14 protein-coding genes are annotated in these 16262 nt (G+C 59.8%); 7 read left to right on the top strand and 7 right to left on the bottom strand.

Annotated features, from left to right (window positions below; translation table 11 throughout):
• Window position 1 precedes the first annotated feature (1 nt).
• Window positions 2-208, bottom strand: a complete 207-nt coding sequence (locus ASD46_RS24955; RefSeq protein ID WP_003513926.1) for a DUF2735 domain-containing protein — start codon at window positions 206-208, stop codon at window positions 2-4.
• Window positions 209-689: 481 nt separating this feature from the next.
• On the opposite strand from ASD46_RS24955, the gene ASD46_RS24950 reads away from it, so the two are divergent.
• The 5 genes from ASD46_RS24950 to ASD46_RS24930 all read left to right on the top strand — a co-directional run bounded on the left by ASD46_RS24950 (window position 690) and on the right by ASD46_RS24930 (window position 7810).
• On the top strand, window positions 690-1724 hold the full coding sequence (locus ASD46_RS24950; RefSeq protein WP_003510168.1) for a glutamine synthetase beta-grasp domain-containing protein: 1035 nt from the start codon (window positions 690-692) through the stop codon (window positions 1722-1724).
• Window positions 1725-1941: 217 nt separating this feature from the next.
• A complete protein-coding gene (locus ASD46_RS24945; protein WP_003510171.1) occupies window positions 1942-2712 on the top strand; it encodes an SDR family oxidoreductase in 771 nt (256 codons plus the stop codon).
• Window positions 2713-2755: 43 nt separating this feature from the next.
• Entirely contained in the window at window positions 2756-6151 is a 3396-nt protein-coding gene (locus tag ASD46_RS24940) for an ATP-binding protein (protein WP_025594335.1), read from the top strand.
• Window positions 6148-7077, top strand: a complete 930-nt coding sequence (locus ASD46_RS24935) for a response regulator (RefSeq protein WP_013636721.1) — start codon at window positions 6148-6150, stop codon at window positions 7075-7077. The genes ASD46_RS24940 and ASD46_RS24935 overlap by 4 nt, the downstream gene beginning before the upstream one ends.
• A gap of 196 nt (window positions 7078-7273) precedes the next feature.
• Window positions 7274-7810 (top strand): AAA family ATPase, encoded by a 537-nt coding sequence (locus ASD46_RS24930; protein WP_025594337.1) that lies wholly within the window; start codon window positions 7274-7276, stop codon window positions 7808-7810.
• A 203-nt stretch (window positions 7811-8013) separates the two neighbouring features.
• Here the strand turns inward: ASD46_RS24930 and ASD46_RS24925 are convergent, their stop codons facing one another.
• The 6 genes from ASD46_RS24925 to ASD46_RS24900 form a co-directional block, all read right to left on the bottom strand.
• The gene (locus ASD46_RS24925; protein ID WP_003513936.1) at window positions 8014-9132 is read right to left on the bottom strand and encodes a branched-chain amino acid ABC transporter substrate-binding protein; all 1119 of its coding nucleotides are present in this window, start codon (window positions 9130-9132) and stop codon (window positions 8014-8016) included.
• Between the two features lie 118 nt (window positions 9133-9250).
• A complete protein-coding gene (locus tag ASD46_RS24920; RefSeq protein WP_003513938.1) occupies window positions 9251-9604 on the bottom strand; it encodes a DUF6867 family protein in 354 nt (117 codons plus the stop codon).
• Window positions 9605-9775: 171 nt separating this feature from the next.
• Window positions 9776-10504, bottom strand: coding sequence for an ABC transporter ATP-binding protein (locus tag ASD46_RS24915; RefSeq protein WP_013636723.1), 729 nt, complete (start codon window positions 10502-10504; stop codon window positions 9776-9778).
• On the bottom strand, window positions 10504-11382 hold the full coding sequence (locus tag ASD46_RS24910) for an ABC transporter ATP-binding protein (RefSeq protein ID WP_019565106.1): 879 nt from the start codon (window positions 11380-11382) through the stop codon (window positions 10504-10506). Before ASD46_RS24910 ends, ASD46_RS24915 begins: the two co-directional genes overlap by 1 nt.
• Window positions 11382-12734 carry a high-affinity branched-chain amino acid ABC transporter permease LivM gene (gene livM / locus ASD46_RS24905; RefSeq protein WP_370647612.1) on the bottom strand — a complete coding sequence of 451 codons (1353 nt, stop codon included), beginning with the start codon at window positions 12732-12734 and terminating at the stop codon, window positions 11382-11384. The genes ASD46_RS24910 and livM overlap by 1 nt, the downstream gene beginning before the upstream one ends.
• Window positions 12735-12783: 49 nt before the next feature.
• Window positions 12784-13686: a branched-chain amino acid ABC transporter permease gene (locus tag ASD46_RS24900; RefSeq protein WP_003513958.1), complete on the bottom strand. Its 903-nt coding sequence runs from the start codon at window positions 13684-13686 to the stop codon at window positions 12784-12786.
• 335 nt (window positions 13687-14021) lie between these two features.
• On the opposite strand from ASD46_RS24900, the gene cysQ reads away from it, so the two are divergent.
• Together cysQ and ASD46_RS24890 are read left to right on the top strand one after the other, a co-directional pair.
• Entirely contained in the window at window positions 14022-14816 is a 795-nt protein-coding gene (cysQ, locus tag ASD46_RS24895; protein WP_025594342.1) for a 3'(2'),5'-bisphosphate nucleotidase CysQ, read from the top strand.
• 401 nt (window positions 14817-15217) lie between these two features.
• Entirely contained in the window at window positions 15218-16261 is a 1044-nt protein-coding gene (locus tag ASD46_RS24890) for a DUF2793 domain-containing protein (protein WP_035198708.1), read from the top strand.
• The last annotated feature ends 1 nt before the right edge of the window (window position 16262 follow it).

Here is a 16262-nt window from a genome sequence, read left to right as displayed (position 1 = left end):
ATCAGGCGTGCGGCTTGTCGTCCCGCTCTTCGTCACGGATCGCATCGTCATGATACCACGAGCCGAAATCGACATGCGGCTGACGTGCCTCGCGCTCCAGATCGCTCAGCCCGATGTTACGGAACTTTGAGAGCCCCGCGCGTCCGCCGACCGGAAATTGAAAGATCGTTGCCGTTTCACGATGAAAGCCAGTTGCCATATCGAACATCTCACTTTGTTTGCATCGAAGCACTTTGGTTGTGAAGCAAACCCGTTAGCTCTGGTTTAGCTCCATCTGATTAAAAAAAAATCACGTTGCGAAAAATATAGGCATCAAATGGTCATTCAGCAAGAAAAACCATTCCGGAAGCGCCGGTTTTTGGGGCAAATGCCGATCCGTCGTTCGCAATCGAAAACATTGCACCGCAACAGGGCATTTTGAGCGATGCCACCCGCTATCTGTTAGGAATCACTGACGAAACATTAGGGTTCGATTTACCTGCCGCAGTGCAGCATGAGCGGTTAATGGCCATAGCAGCCCCCTCGGCCCTGAGCATGCCTGAAAGATTTTTCGAAGAATTCGCAAAACATCGCCAATCTGGCACGCGGCATGCATCTATATGGCCAGCCCTTGAACGCGAATGTGCTTCCGGTGGCGAAAGCCACGGCAAGCCTCAAGGCTTCGCATTGTTACCTATGAGAGGTTCGTAATGACTAAGTTCAAACTCGAGTACATCTGGCTTGACGGTTATAAGCCGGTCCCCAACCTGCGCGGCAAGACACAGGTCAAGGAATTCGATGAATTCCCGACGCTCGAGCAGCTGCCGCTTTGGGGTTTTGATGGCTCGTCCACGCAGCAGGCCGAAGGCCACTCTTCGGATTGCGTGCTGAAGCCCGTCGCGATTTACCCCGATCCGGCCCGCACCAACGGCGTACTGGTCATGTGCGAAGTCATGATGCCTGACGGCGTCACCCCGCATGCATCGAACAGCCGCGCGACCATCCTCGACGACGAGGACGCATGGTTCGGCTTCGAACAGGAATATTTCTTCTACCAGGACGGCCGCCCGCTCGGCTTCCCCGAGCAGGGTTACCCGGCTCCGCAGGGTCCGTATTACACCGGCGTCGGCTTCAAGAACGTCGGCTCGGTTGCCCGCGAAATCGTTGAAGAACATCTCGACCTCTGCCTCGAAGCCGGCATCAACCACGAAGGCATCAATGCCGAAGTGGCCAAGGGCCAGTGGGAATTCCAGGTATTCGGCAAGGGCTCCAAGCGCGCCGCCGACCAGATCTGGATCGCCCGTTACCTGCTGCTGCGTCTTTGCGAACAGTACGGCATCGACGTCGAATTCCATTGCAAGCCGCTCGGCGATACCGACTGGAACGGTTCGGGCATGCATTGCAACTTCTCCACCAAGTTCATGCGTGAAGTTGGCGGCAAAGAGTATTTCGAAGCCCTCATGGCCGCTTTCGCCAAGAACTGGCAGGAGCACATCGACGTTTACGGTCCGGACAACCACCTGCGCCTGACCGGCAAGCACGAAACCGCTCCGTGGAACAAGTTCTCCTACGGCGTTGCCGACCGTGGCGCCTCGATCCGCGTTCCGCACTCCTTCGTCAACAACGGTTACCGTGGTTACCTCGAAGACCGTCGTCCGAACTCGCAGGGCTGCCCTTATCAGATCGCTTCCGTCGTTCTGAAGACGATTGCAGAAGTGCCGCTCGCAAAGTCGGCTGCTGCCTGATAACCCAAGACATGGCGTCGCCCGCAACCGGGCGACGCCATTTTTATGTCCACCGAACGGCCGGACCGGACAGGCGACCTTTCGCCCTCTGCCCTGCGTGGAATATTCTTGCCTATGCGCAAACTCGAAGACGTTGCGTGGCTTTGACCAACCGCATCGGCTTTTCCGAACCGCGACACGGTTTTCGGTCCGATGCTCTAAAGCAAGAAGGTGAGCGATGGGCATTCTCAAAAAATTCTCTCTCGAAAACCGCATCGCCATCATCACCGGCAGCGGCCGCGGTCTCGGTTTCGAAATCGCCAGGGCCTTTGCCGAGGCTGGCGCCCATGTGTGGCTGACCGGCCGTAACGCCGAGGCGCTGGAACAGGCAGCAGGCACACTTCGGCAAGCCGGCGGAAAAGCCGATTATGCCGCTTTCGACATTGCCGATACCGCCGCCGGAACTGCCCTCGTCCACCGCATCATGGACGAATTCGGCCATCTCGATATCCTCGTCAACAATGTCGGCGCACGCGACCGCCGCCCACTTTCCGAATTCAGCGACGAGGACGTGCTGGAGCTTATCCGCACTGACCTCACCTCCTCCGTGTCGCTGTCGCGAGACGCCGCGCAAGCCATGAACACCAACGGTTACGGCCGCATCATCACCATCACCTCCATTCTCGGCCACATCGTCAGGCCGGGCGATGCGATCTATCCCGTTGCCAAGCAGGGGCTGACCGGGCTGATGCGCGCAATCGCCGTCGAATATGGCGCGCGCGGCATCACCAGCAACGCCATTGCACCCGGCATGTTCGCCACGGAAACCAATGCGGCCCTTGCCGAAAACCCTGACATGGTCGCCTTTGCCAAGCTGCGCGTGCCGCTTGAACGCTGGGGCAGGCCGGATGAAATCGCCGGTGCCGCCCTGTTTCTGGCCAGCGACGCCTCCTCCTTCGTCAACGGCCATGTGCTGACGGTGGATGGCGGCATGTCGGTGCGGCTGTGAGAATGGCAAAACACCTTTTGCGGAAAGGGGCTGGATCCTAGGCATGGCCGCACGGCAACGCATCATCCCCGTCAGGCGCGAATATAACCGCTGGGTCGCCAACCAGACGCTGGAAGATTATGCGCTGCGCTTCACCGCCAAAAGCGCCCGGCAATTTTCGTCCAACCGCATCTCCCACACCGCCATCGGCGCTATTTCCTTTCTGGCGCTGGAAGCCATCGGCGGCGCGATCACGCTGTCATACGGCACCACCAACGCCTTTTACGCCATCATCGTCGCGGCCATTGCCATGCTTGCCGTCGGCTTGCCGATCAGCCGTTACGCCATCCGTCACGGCGTCGATATCGACCTCCTGACACGCGGCGCGAGCTTCGGTTACATCGGCTCCACCATCACCTCGCTGATCTACGCCGCCTTCACCTTCATGCTCTTCGCCATAGAGGCGTCGATCATGTCCGGCGCGCTGGAGCTGGCGCTCGGCATTCCCCTGTGGATCGGCTACATCATCTCCGCCGTCATGGTCATTCCGCTCGTCACCCACGGCGTGCGCCTCATCAGCCGTTTCCAGATCATCACCCAGCCCTTCTGGATCGTGCTGAACGTATTGCCCTTCATTTTCATCGCTTTGATGGACTGGGAAAAATACGATCTGTGGCGGGCCTTTTCCGGCATTCATCACGCCTCCGGTCCGCCGGGCACCGTGGCCCATTTCAATCTGGTGGAATTCGGCGCGGCGTCTGCCGTCATCCTCGCGCTGATGTCGCAGATCGGCGAACAGGTGGATTTCCTGCGCTTCCTGCCCGCCGAGGGACAGAGCCGCCTGCGCCATCGCATCGCGGTCTTTCTGGCCGGTGCTGGCTGGGTCGTCGTGGGCGTGCCGAAGCTGCTGGCCGGTTCCTTCCTCGTGGTCTTGACCTTCAGTTCCGGCGTCTCGGTGGACCGCGCCGCCGATCCGGCCCAGATGTACCTGACCGCCTTCGGCTACATGATCCCCAACCATACGGCGGCCATGCTGCTGATGGTCGCCTTCGTGGTGGTCTCGCAGCTGAAGATCAACGTCATGAACGCCTATGCGGGCTCGCTCGCCTGGTCCAACTTCTTCTCCCGCCTCACCCACAGCCATCCCGGCCGCGTCGTCTGGCTGGTCTTCAACGTGGTGATCGCGCTGCTGTTGATGGAACTCGGCATCTATCGCCTGCTGGAAGAAACGCTCGGCATCTTTTCCATCGTCGCCATGGCCTGGCTCTGCACCATCTCGGCCGATCTGTTCATCAACAAGCCGCTCGGCCTTGCCCCACCGGGCATCGAGTTCAAGCGCGCCCATCTCTACGATATCAATCCCGTCGGCGTCGGCTCCATGGCGCTTTCGGCCACCATTGCGCTGATGGCGCATTTCGGCACCTTCGGCGCACTCGCTGCCTCGCTTGCGCCCTATCTCACCCTCATCGTCGCCTTCATAGCCTCGCCGCTGATCGCCTGGGGCACGAAGGGCAAATTCTATCTGGCCCGCAAGCCGCGCCAGAAATGGCGCGAGCTGAGCGCCATCACCTGCTCCATCTGCGAACACCCGTTCGAGCCGGAAGACATGGCATGGTGTCCGGCCTATGCGGCGCCGATCTGTTCGCTCTGCTGCTCGCTGGACAGCCGCTGCCATGACATGTGCAAGCCGAAGGCCAAACTCAACTATCAGGTCGCGACGGTCGCAAAATCTTTCCTGCCCCACCAACTGGTTGCAAAACTCGCCACACGGCTCGGACGTTATGGCATGGCGGCGGCCATCGCCGTCACCGCCATTGGCGGCATATTGGCGCTCATCGCCCATCAGGTCGGCACCGCCTCGCCGGCAACGGCTGACGTGGTCAACCGCACCATCCTCATCGTGTTTTTCGTCTTTGCCGTCATTGCCGGCATCGTCTGCTGGTTTCTGGTTCTTGCCCATGACAGCCGGGTGGTCGCGGAAGAGGAATCCTCACGCCAGAACACGCTGCTGTTGAAGGAAATCGCCGCTCACAAGAAGACCGACGCCGCCCTTCAGGACGCCAAGGAAACGGCTGAGGCCGCCAACCGCGCCAAGAGCCGCTACGTGGTCGGCCTCAGCCACGAATTGCGCACGCCGCTCAACGCTGTTTTAGGCTACGCCCAGATCCTCGAACGCGATGAGACCATTCCCGCGCCGCGGCAATCGGCCATCAAGGTCATTCGCCGTTCCGCCGACCATCTCTCCGGCCTGATCGACGGGCTTCTGGATATTTCCAAGATAGAGGCTGGCCGCCTGCAGGTCTATTCCAACGAGATCAATATTCAGGATTTCCTCGACCAGATCGTCGATATGTTCCGCCCGCAGGCGCAGGCCAAGGGTCTGGAATTCCGGCATGAACGCGCCCATTCCCTGCCGCAATATGTCCGCACGGATGAAAAGCGTCTGCGCCAGATCCTCGTCAACCTGCTCTCCAACGCCATCAAGTTCACCGACGAGGGCAGCGTCACCTTCGATGTCGCCTATCGCAGCCAGGTGGCGAGCTTCACGGTGTCGGATACCGGGCGCGGCATTGCCGAAAAAGACCTCGCCCGCATCTACGAGCCTTTCCAGCGCGGCGAGGCCGAAAGCGTGCGCCCCATGCCGGGCCTTGGCCTCGGCCTCACCATCACGAGGCTTCTGACCAACACACTGGGCGGCGAGATTTCCGTCTCCAGCGAAAAGGACAACGGCTCCACCTTCCGCGTCCGTCTCATGCTGTCGGCCGTGCACCGGCCAAGTACCGCACCTGCGCCGGAAAAAACCATTCGCTCCTATTCCGGCCCACGCCGCACCATCGTGGTGGTTGATGATAACGAAGATCACCGCGAACTGATGCGGCAGGTGCTTTCGCCGCTCGATTTCGTGGTGCTGACCGCCCAGAGCGGACCGGAATGCCTGACACTCATCGAAGGCGTGCAGCCCGACCTCTTTCTCATCGATATCTCCATGCCCGGAATGTCCGGCTGGCAGCTTGTGACGAAGTTGCGTGAAGCAGGGCAGACGGCTCCGCTCATCATGCTCTCGGCCAATATCGGTGACGGCACTGTAGCGGGTGCCGGAGAAGACAATCACAACGACGCCATCGCCAAGCCGGTCGACATCCGCCACCTGTGCGACAGGCTTGCGGTGCATCTCGGCCTGAAATGGATTTACGATACCGACCTTCCCCCGGCACCCATCCCCCAGCCGCCGGCGCAGATCGTTCATCCCGGCGCAATTCATATCAAGGATTTGCAGAGGCTCGGCGAAATAGGCTACATACGCGGCATAGAGGCAAAACTCGCAGATCTCGCCCGCAACACGAACAACCTGCCCTTCACGCAAGAGCTTGGCACCTATGTGCAGGCCTTCGATCTGGCCGGTTACGCCCATTTTCTAAAGCGGTTTGAAGAGAACGACAGGGGAGACGGCAAGGCATGAGCGGGCAAGGCGCAGCACTGCCGAGAGACATTGTATTGCTGGTGGATGACAGTCCCGAAGCGCTGGGGTTCCTCACCGATGCGCTGGAACAGTCAGGCTTTTCGGCGCTGATCGCCACATCCGGTCAGGCCGCGCTCAACATTGCCGAACGCATCACGCCCGATATCATCCTGCTGGATGCCGTCATGCCGGCCATGGACGGTTTCGAAACCTGCCGCCGCCTGAAGGCCAACGCCGCCGTGGCCCAGGTGCCTGTCATCTTCATGACCGGGCTGACGGAAACCGAACATGTGGTGCGGGCGCTCGAATCCGGCGGTGTCGACTATCTGACCAAGCCGATCAACATCGATGAGCTGCGCGCCCGCATCCGTGTACATCTCTCCAATGCCCGCTCGGCGCAGAGCGCCCGCGTGGCGCTTGATGCCGCCGGACGCCACCTGCTTGCCGTGCGCGCCAACGGCGCGATCCACTGGTCCACACCACAGGCAACCCGGCTGGTCAACGCCGCCACCGGCCGTGATGATGGGCTGGAGATCGTCGTTGCCCATATTTCCGGCTGGCTGGCCGACAGGACAACAGTGGATTCCGCCCGCGATGCACCACTGACGATCACCGAGGCCGGGCGGCCCGCTTTGCAGCTCTCCTTCCTCGGCGCAATGGGACCGGACGAATATCTCTTCCGTCTGACAGCCGCCAACGAGAAATCCGACGACCACCTGCTAAAGGACCACTTTGCCCTGACAACGCGGGAATCGGAAGTTCTGCTCTGGATTGCCAAAGGCAAATCCAACCGCGATATCGGCGATATTCTCGGCCTTTCCGCCAGAACCGTGAACAAACATCTGGAACAGATTTACGTCAAACTCGGTGTCGAAAACCGCGCCTCCGCCGCCGTCAAGGCCGCGCATATTTTGCATCAGGGATGACGGCTGCATCTGATGTGACACGGCTGGAAAAACATATATTTTCCGCTTAAGCATAGAGCATCGACTTATTCGCCGAGCGAGTTCAGCGTATTTCTTCTCCCCTCGAGGAAAAGAAACAAGCGGCAACGCCGCAATCCAAGTCCCCCCAAAAAACATCACCTTCCATCCAACCCAAACCCCGCGCAGGGAGGTTCCCATGGACCATTTCATCATTCTTTCCGGCTGCTCCGGCGGCGGTAAATCAACCCTGCTTGCCGAGCTTGCTCACCGTGGTTTCGCGACCGTCGAGGAACCGGGGCGGCGCATCGTGATTGAGGAAACGAGAAATAACGGCACCGCCCTCCCCTGGATCGACCTAGAAGCCTTTGCCCGCCGGGCGATCGCCATGGCGCTGGAGGACCGGCAAAAGGCGCCAGCGGAAGGCCTCGTCTTCTTCGACCGAGGCCTGATCGACGCCGCCTCAGCACTTCACCATATAAGCGGCGATGGATTCATCGAAACGCTGCGGCACGCGCACCGCTATAACCCGCTGGTTTTCCTCACCCCGCCCTGGCCGGAGATCTACCGAGGCGACAGCGAGCGCAAGCACGGTTTCGAGGTGGCAGTGGAGGAATATCAACGCCTGCTGCACGACTATGCCCGTCTGGATTATGAGACGATTGTGCTGCCGAAAGCCCCCGTCACGGAACGTGCCGATATTGTGCTGGAGAGGCTGGCGGCTGAAACTGGTTGAAGGCGCGATCGGAGCCAAGTGTTTCGAGCCTTTCCCATCACCGTCACTCCGTCTTTGAGACGGAATCCGTCTGACGTGCGGCTCGGAAAGTGTTTTAGCCCAAGGACTTGGGCTGGCTGAGTGCTGACGCCGGAAATGCCCCGCACCAGAAAGCAGAAAGCCCGGTCTTGCGACCGGGCCTCCATATTGCAGTCCAGTAAGACTTACGTCCCCTGCTGGATGTAGGTGAACTTGCCGTCCGGGCCCTTCTTCCACTCGTACATGACGTAACCGGGAAGCTTCGGGTCGCCCTTCTCGTCGAAGGAGATATCGCCAAGTGCGGTCGGGAAGGTGCCCTTCTTCAGAGCTTCGGCAACCTTTTCCGGCTCAACGGAACCGGCAGCCTTGGCAGCACCGGCAATCGCCTGCAGGGCGGCGTAGGAGTAGAGCGTGTAGGCTTCCGGGTTGAAGCCGGCGGCCTTGAACTTCTCTACCAGTTCCTTGTTTTCAGGACGCAGCGTCGGATCGGGACCGAAGGTGTTCAGCGTGCCTTCGACGGCGTCGCCGGCGATGGAGGCAAGTTCGTTCGAGACGATACCGTCGCCCGAGATGAGCTTCGCCTTCAGACCCTGGTCAGCCGACTGGCGGATGATCAGACCGGCTTCGGTGTGCAGGCCACCCCAGTAGATAACGGAAACGCCGGCTTCCTTCATCTTGGAGATCAGTGCGGAGAAGTCCTTGTCGCCGACATTGACGCCTTCATACATGGCTTCCGTCAGGCCGGCCGCATTGGCTGCCTTCTTGGTTTCGTCGGCAAGGCCCTGACCATAGGGGGTCTTGTCGTGAATGATGGCGATCTTGGCGTCCTTGTAGTGGTCGGCCAGATATTTGCCGGCAATGCCACCCTGCTGGTCGTCACGACCGCAGGTACGGAAGGTGTTCCACAGGCCACGCTCGGTGAAAACGGGGTTGGTCGCAGCAGGCGTTACTTCGAGAATGCCGTTTTCGGCATAAACTTCGGAAGCCGGAATGGAGACGCCGGAGTTGAAGTGACCGACGACGAACTTCACGCCATCAGCAACGAATTTGTTGGCAACCGAGATACCCTGCTTCGGGTCGGAAACGTCATCGCCGAGAACGATCTTGATCTGCTCGCCGTTGATGCCGCCTGCAGCATTGATATCCTTCGCAGCCTGTTCAGCACCCTTCTGAAGCTGAGCGCCAAATGCGGCGTTCGGGCCTGTCAGCGGGCCGCCGACAGCGATCACGATATCGGCCCAGGCCGAACCGCTGAAGGCGACCATGGCGGTCAGCGCAACGGCGGAAAGAAGAGACTTCTTCATTACTATACTCCCAGTTCCTTTGGATGGGTTGACTACCAGGACCTGTTCAGTACCCACCTTAACCGAACAGGAAACGTTCCACTCACGCGAGTATCGTGCAGCCGGAGGAATCCGGCTGTCAATCTTTCTTTTTATATGAAAATGCCGACGTCCGATCGTAGAGCCAATAGTAGTTATTGACCATCTGGCTCGTCCTGCGCATGCGGAAACCGATGCTGGAAAAAGCCAGAAGAAGAACGACGTCAAACACGTAGTAGAAGCCGTTGATGAACGGCCCGTTGAAAAGCGCGAAATGCAGAAACCGCATCACGAGCCCCAAAGCCAGCGTATAGATCACCACACGCGGGAAATCGCCCCAGCCATCGGCGACGGATCTGCCCGTGCGCCACGCCGTCCAGAAACCAAGAAGAACAACCAGTGCGCGCAGAATATAACGCACGCCGCTATCGGTCTCGAATAAAAGGCCCTGCATCTTCTTTCCCCATCAGCGCCGGGATGCAAATGTCCGGCCCTGCCTTGTTTGTCGTCCCGCCGTTTTTCCGGCAGGCATTTTATTGTTTGCCACCGGCCATTTCCCCTTCGAAAACGGCCGGCGGCGGTTCGTTATCTTGCGCCGCAAAATTTCCGGCGCAAGTAAAATCTTTCAGTGCCGGCCGCCTTCGAGATAGGCCGCGCGTACCTGCGGATCAGCCAGCAATTCCCTGCCCGAACCGCTCATCGTCACCTTGCCGTTGACCATCACATAGGCGCGGTCGGAAAGCTTCAGTGCCGCAAAGGCGTTCTGTTCAACGAGGAAGACGGTCAGGCCCTCTTCCTGGTTGAGCTTCTTGATGGCCTCGAAGATGCCCTTGACGATCAGCGGGGCAAGGCCCAGCGACGGCTCGTCGAGAAGCAGCAGTTTGGGCCGTGCCATCAGCGCGCGGCCGATGGAGAGCATCTGCTGCTCGCCGCCGGAAAGCGTACCGCCACGCTGGCTCTGACGTTCTTTCAGCCGCGGGAACATGACGAAAATCTTCTCGACGTCCTCTTTGAAATATTTGAGGTTGTCGAGATTGGCGCCCATCTGCAGGTTTTCCAGCACCGTCATGCGCGGGAAAATCCGGCGGCCCTCGGGTGACTGGGCAATGCGCCTGCGGGCGATGAGGTGCGTCGGCAGGCGGGTAATGTCTTCGCCGTCGAACGTCACTTGGCCAGTGCGCGCCTGCGGGCTGCCGCAGATGGTCATCATCAGTGTCGATTTGCCGGCGCCGTTGGCGCCGATAAGGCTGACGATCTCGCCCTTGTTGACCTCGACATCGACACCGGCCAAGGCCCGGATGTTACCGTAGTAGGTTTCGACACCCTGTACTTTGAGAAGCGGTTCACCGGACATCAGGCCACTCCTCCGTCGAGTTCTTCCGCAATCACGTCTTCCACTTCATCATCCTCGACACCCAGATAGGCGGCGATGACCTTCGGGTCGTTCTTCACATGGTCCGGCGAACCGTCGGAAATCTTCTGGCCGTATTCGAGAACCACGACGTGATCGGAAATCTGCATCACCACCGACATGTCGTGCTCGATCAGAAGCAGCGACGTGCCTTCGTCGCGGATACCGCGCAGCAGCGCATTGAGCGCCAGCGATTCCTTCGGGTTGAGACCGGCCGCCGGTTCATCGAGGCAGAGAAGTTCCGGCCCCGTGCACATGGCGCGGGCAATTTCCAGACGGCGCTGCGCGCCATAGGGCAGATCGCCGGCCGGGTCGTCGGCGCGGTCGGTCAGATCGGCCTTGTCCAGCCAGTATTTGGCCTTATCGATCGAACTGTTGACCGCCCTCTTGTAGGCGGGCAGGCCGAGAAGACCGAGAATGGTGTAGCCCGATGCCTTCATCAGCGCATTGTGCTGCGCCACCAGCAGGTTTTCCAGAACCGTCAGACCCGAAAACAGGCGGATGTTCTGGAAGGTACGCGCCACCTTCGCCTTCTTGGTGATCTCGAAATCCGGCAGGCGCTCCAGAAGATGCGCCTCGCCGTTTTGCTGACGCATGGTGATCATGCCCATCGTCGGCTTGTAGAAGCCGGTGATGCAGTTGAAAACCGTGGTCTTTCCAGCACCGTTCGGACCGATCAGCGCCGTGATCTCGCCGCGCTTCGCCTCAAAGGAGAAGTCATTGATGGCCATCAGGCCGCCAAACCGCATCGAGAGATGTTCGACCTTGAGGATCGTATCGCCAGTTAGATTGGGTGTCATGTTTGTCGTTCCGGAAGCCATCAACCGTGACCTTCCTTGGTAAAGCTGCCGGAGACGGCCTTGCGTTCCCTGAGGAAGGCCGTCGGTTCTCGTGAGCCGACAAAGCCGCGCGGCTTGAACAGCATGACGATGACCATGGCGAGACCGAACAGCAGCATGCGGTAGAGTTCCGGCGTGAAATCAGGCCCGAAGACATGCTTCAGGAATTCCATTTCGCGCAGCAGCTCCGTGCCGCCGACCATGACGAGGGCGGCAATGGCGATGCCCGTGAGCGAACCCATGCCGCCGAGAACGACAATGGCAAGGATGACGGCCGATTCCAGGAAGACGAAGCTTTCCGGCGATACGAAACCCTGACGGGCGGCGAAGAACGAGCCGGCGAAACCGCCAAACATCGCGCCTGTCGCAAAAGCGGTAAGCTTGGTGATGACAGTATCGATGCCGAGCGAGCGGCAGGCGATTTCGTCTTCACGCAAAGCTTCCCACGCCCGGCCGATCGGCATGCGGCGCAGCTTGATGGTGACGTAAGCCGTCAGCATGCACAGAAGCAGGATCACGTAGAACAGGAAGATCTTGTAATAGGCCGACGACATCGTCAGGCCGAAGGCCTTGGCGAAATTGTTCGGCGCGCCGACATCGAAGGACCAGATGCCGAAGATAGACGCCTTGGCGATGCCGGAAATGCCGAAGGTGCCCTTGGTCACATCCGTCCAGTTCAACAGCACGAGACGGATGATTTCACCGAAGGCGAGCGTGACGATGGCAAGATAGTCGCCACGAAGTCTGAGCACCGGGAAGCCGAGAATGATGCCCCAGAAGCCCGCGAGAATGCCGGCCACCGGCAGAAGCACCCAGAAGGACAGGCCGAGATGGCTTGACAGCAGCGCGTAGGAATAGGCGCCCACCGCATAGAAGGCCACATAACCGAGATCGAGCAGGCCCGCGAGGCCAACGACGATGTTGAGGCCCCACGCCAGCATCACATAGATCAGAATCTGGATGCCGAAATTGTCGACGAATTTCAGCGAGCCCTGAAAACCGAACAGCTGCACGGCGACGACGGGATAAAGCAGCAGCAGGACAAGCGCGAGCTTCAGGAAGTGCTTGTGGAAAAAGCCTTTTTCCTCGGAGATTTCCAGAATGCCGCTTTTGGCCTTGGCAAGCTTGCGGCGATCCATCGACGGCCGGATGAAGCCGACCATCAGGAAACGGCCGATGGCGGCGACGCCGACGAAGATCGACAGAAGACCCCAGCGGGTGCCCCAGATAAGCTGGTTGTTGATATCCTGATAGGTGACGATACCGACGTAAAGAATGAACATGCCGAGCGAGACGATGCCCGCAAAGATGCCTTCCTTCACCGCCGTTGCCATCAGGCTCGGGTTGGAAGTGTCGTTTTCGGAAGCGATATTGGTCATGGGATCACACCTTCTCGACTTCCGGACGACCGAGAATACCGGTCGGCTTGAAGATCAGCACGAAAGCCAGGATGCCGAATGCCGCGACGTCCTTGTAGGCAATGGAGAAATAGGCGGACCAGAGAGATTCGATGAGGCCGATCAGGAGACCGCCGAGAACGGCACCCGGAAGCGAACCGATACCGCCGAGAACCGCTGCGGTAAACGCCTTGACGCCCGGAATGAAGCCATCGTTGAAGGATGCGACACCGTAATACATCAGATACATCGTACCGGCGACCGCCGCGAGTGCGGCACCCATGATGAAGGTGATCGAGATCGTCTTATCGACATCCACACCCAGAAGGGCCGCCATCTTGCGGTCCTGTTCCGTGGCGCGCTGCGCCCGGCCGAGCGGAGTCTTGTTGACGATGTACCAGAAGGCGAACAGCAGCACCGACGTCACCGCCATGATGATGAACTGCTTCAGCGAGACGGTGATGGAGCCGAAATGGTAGCTGTCCGTCACCATTGACGGGATCGGCTTGTTACGCGGACCCTGTGTCACCTGGATGAAGTTGGACAGCGCGATCGACATGCCGATGGCGGTGATCAGCGGCGCAAGGCGGAACGAGCCTCTGAGCGGACGGTAGGCCACGCGCTCGATCACCCAGTTCCACAGGCCGGTCATCAGCATGGCGACGACCATCATCAAAATCAGAAGAAGCGCCACCGGAATACCGGCAAAAAACGATGTTGCGATCAGAAAAACGATCAGCGCGGCGAAACCGCCAAGCATGAAAATATCGCCATGGGCGAAGTTGATCATGCCGATGATGCCGTAGACCATCGTATAGCCAATTGCGATGAGGCCGTAGATCGATCCAAGAGTCAGCCCGTTGATGAGCTGCTGGATAAAATACTCCATGTCTTTCCCCTGGGCATGACCTCTAATGAGCCACGCCTCGTTTATGTTAATTATAGGGAGAACCTTTTCGATTAGCCCCCACCTGCAAAATGCATATCGTGTTCGCTAAAAATGTGAAGTCAAAAACGGGCGATCCTGCACAAAATTTGGAATTTCCACATTCGTTGCCGTTTTCCCGATCAGAATAGCCAGGATTTCGGCAGTAAGTGCTAAAAAATTGGCGTTCGAATGCTTATTTCAGTGTTGCCTGACGCATTGTTTGACGGGTGGCGGGCAAAAGAGTAGCGAAATAGAGGGGCAAAGGATCCCCGGCACGAAATGGCAACGGCAACAAGATGATCGACATATTGACGAAAGCGGCGCTGGACGCCGGGCAGGCAATCATGGCGGTCCATCGCGCCGGGCCACACGTATCGTACAAGGACGATTGCTCGCCCGTGACCGAGGCAGACCAGCGGGCGGAGGTGATCATTCTGCAGGCACTGGCTGCGCATTTTCCCCAAATCCCGGTCATTGCCGAAGAAGCGGTCTCGAACGGCATTCTGCCGGAGACAGGCACGGAATTTTTTCTGGTCGATCCGCTGGATGGGACCAAGGAATTCATTTCCGGCAAGGATGATTTTACCGTCAATATCGCCCTGATCAGAAACGGCGTGCCGGTTGCGGGCGTGGTTTACGCCCCCTGCCGCGGCCAGGCCTGGACCGGCAAGGACAACAGCGCCGAAAAGCTCGCAATATCAGGCGAAGGAGCGATCCTCGCGCGCCACCCCATCCGCGCACGCCAGCGCGGCGCCTCCCCCGTGGCGCTGATCAGCCGCTCGCACTGTACCGCGAAAACGGAAGCCTTCGTGGCCGAACACGGCCTGAAAGACTGCATTTCCGTCGGTTCCTCACTGAAATTCTGCATGCTGGCGGAAGGTGCTGCCGATATCTATCCCCGCTTCAGCCGCACCATGATGTGGGATACGGCGGCAGGCGACGCCGTACTGCGCGCCGCCGGTGGCAGAACGCTGGATTGCGAGGGGCGGCTGCTTGCCTATGAGGTGAGAGGCGATGATGAAGATGCACTCGCCAACCCGGATTTCATTGCCGAGGGCGCAATGGCGCTTGCGGCGGATATCGCGCGATAGGACGGCGACGACGCCGGGATGTGGTGATTGCACTTTTTTAGACGTCCGCTTAGGTGTTTGCGGCTTCACCCCCCTCGCCCTGCCGGGCATCTCCCCCACAAGGGTGGAGATCGACTCGTGGCGGGGTCCTGCCAATCTCGACGTTTGAGAACGAAGCGGGGGTAGCGCATCTTGCTGATCTCCCTCCTTGTGGGGGAGATGCCCGGCAGGGCAGAGGGGGGTGAAGCCGCAGGCACCGAATCAAAGACTGCTCGCCCGCTCGCCCACAGCCACCCATCTCCGCAACCACGGAACGCACTCCCCACCGAAGCCGCAAAAATAATTTCATCCCCGCTCATCCCCGCCCCGCCGCGCCGCATCACAATCGCCGGCGAACAGCCACGGAGCGCGGAAGAGAAATCATGACTGAACAGACGGCGAGACTTAGGCTTCCTTATATCCTGCCCTCGCAGGCACAGAAACACGTCACCCACAATGAGGCGCTGCAGCGGCTGGACGCGATCGTCCAGCTGGTCGTCAAGGACGTGGTCGCCGCCCCGCCCGACAATGCGCCGGAGGGAGACTGCTTCCTGCTCTCGCTTGACTCCGCTGGCGACTGGGCGGGCAAGGGCGGGAAGCTTGCCTTCCGGCAGGACGGTGCATGGCTGCTGATAGCGCCGCAACCCGGCTGGACGGCATGGTTTGCCAGCGAGGGTAAACATCGCGTCCTACGGGACAGCGCATGGCGGGACGTGCCGCTGCCTGCCGCGGCGACCCTCGAAAGGCTTGGCATTGGCACACAGGCCGATGTCACCAACCGTCTGGCGCTTGCCGCCCCCGCCAGCCTCTTCACCCACACAGAAGAGAACGGCAACCACCGCATGGCGATCAACAAGGCGGCAAAGGCCGATACCGCCTCGCTGCTGTTCCAGTCCGGCTGGAGCGGCCGGGCGGAAATGGGCCTTGCAGGCAATGACGGTTTTTCGATCAAGACCAGCGCCGACGGCATTTCCTGGCAAACGGCCCTTTTGTGCAGCGGCGACGGCAGGGTCACGATGCCGAACCGGCCCGTGGTTCTGGCCAGCCTGCCTTCGGGCACGACGAGGCCGGCCAACGGCTCGGCTTCGGGGTTTTCAATGCTCTTCATCGATGAGGGTGGTTTCGTTCTCGGCGACGCGGTCGGCACAGGCGGCGGAAGGGAACTCGTCGTTCCCGTGAAAGGTCTCTATCTGGCCACCCTGTCGCTTGCCGTGGTGTCCTCCTCCGGGCACCGGATTTCGCTTGCCGTCAACGGCGCGGCTGGCGGCCTCACTTTAGCGGGCAACGCCTCCAATGCCGGCACCTCGCAGTCGACGACCCTTATCCTGCCCCTCAATGCCGGCGATCGCCTGCGGCTGGTGCATGAGGGAACCGCGGAATTCGCCCACGGCAGCGGGAAAACGTGCCTTTCGCTTGCGGCGCTGTGAG

The organism is Rhizobium sp. Root491 (assembly GCF_001427205.1).
Lineage (GTDB): Bacteria > Pseudomonadota > Alphaproteobacteria > Rhizobiales > Rhizobiaceae > Agrobacterium > Agrobacterium tumefaciens.
Note: the sequence above shows the minus strand (reverse complement) of the source record. Positions and strands in the feature narration are given on the sequence as shown.

Coding starts and splice junctions, on each gene's coding strand:
- ASD46_RS24955 (WP_003513926.1), bottom strand. CDS start 208: ATGTTCGATATGGCAACTGGCTTTCATCGTGAAACGGCAACGATCTTT.
- ASD46_RS24950 (WP_003510168.1), top strand. CDS start 690: ATGACTAAGTTCAAACTCGAGTACATCTGGCTTGACGGTTATAAGCCG.
- ASD46_RS24945 (WP_003510171.1), top strand. CDS start 1,942: ATGGGCATTCTCAAAAAATTCTCTCTCGAAAACCGCATCGCCATCATC.
- ASD46_RS24940 (WP_025594335.1), top strand. CDS start 2,756: ATGGCCGCACGGCAACGCATCATCCCCGTCAGGCGCGAATATAACCGC.
- ASD46_RS24935 (WP_013636721.1), top strand. CDS start 6,148: ATGAGCGGGCAAGGCGCAGCACTGCCGAGAGACATTGTATTGCTGGTG.
- ASD46_RS24930 (WP_025594337.1), top strand. CDS start 7,274: ATGGACCATTTCATCATTCTTTCCGGCTGCTCCGGCGGCGGTAAATCA.
- ASD46_RS24925 (WP_003513936.1), bottom strand. CDS start 9,132: ATGAAGAAGTCTCTTCTTTCCGCCGTTGCGCTGACCGCCATGGTCGCC.
- ASD46_RS24920 (WP_003513938.1), bottom strand. CDS start 9,604: ATGCAGGGCCTTTTATTCGAGACCGATAGCGGCGTGCGTTATATTCTG.
- ASD46_RS24915 (WP_013636723.1), bottom strand. CDS start 10,504: ATGTCCGGTGAACCGCTTCTCAAAGTACAGGGTGTCGAAACCTACTAC.
- ASD46_RS24910 (WP_019565106.1), bottom strand. CDS start 11,382: ATGGCTTCCGGAACGACAAACATGACACCCAATCTAACTGGCGATACG.
- livM (WP_370647612.1), bottom strand. CDS start 12,734: ATGGCAACGGCGGTGAAGGAAGGCATCTTTGCGGGCATCGTCTCGCTC.
- ASD46_RS24900 (WP_003513958.1), bottom strand. CDS start 13,686: ATGGAGTATTTTATCCAGCAGCTCATCAACGGGCTGACTCTTGGATCG.
- cysQ (WP_025594342.1), top strand. CDS start 14,022: ATGATCGACATATTGACGAAAGCGGCGCTGGACGCCGGGCAGGCAATC.
- ASD46_RS24890 (WP_035198708.1), top strand. CDS start 15,218: ATGACTGAACAGACGGCGAGACTTAGGCTTCCTTATATCCTGCCCTCG.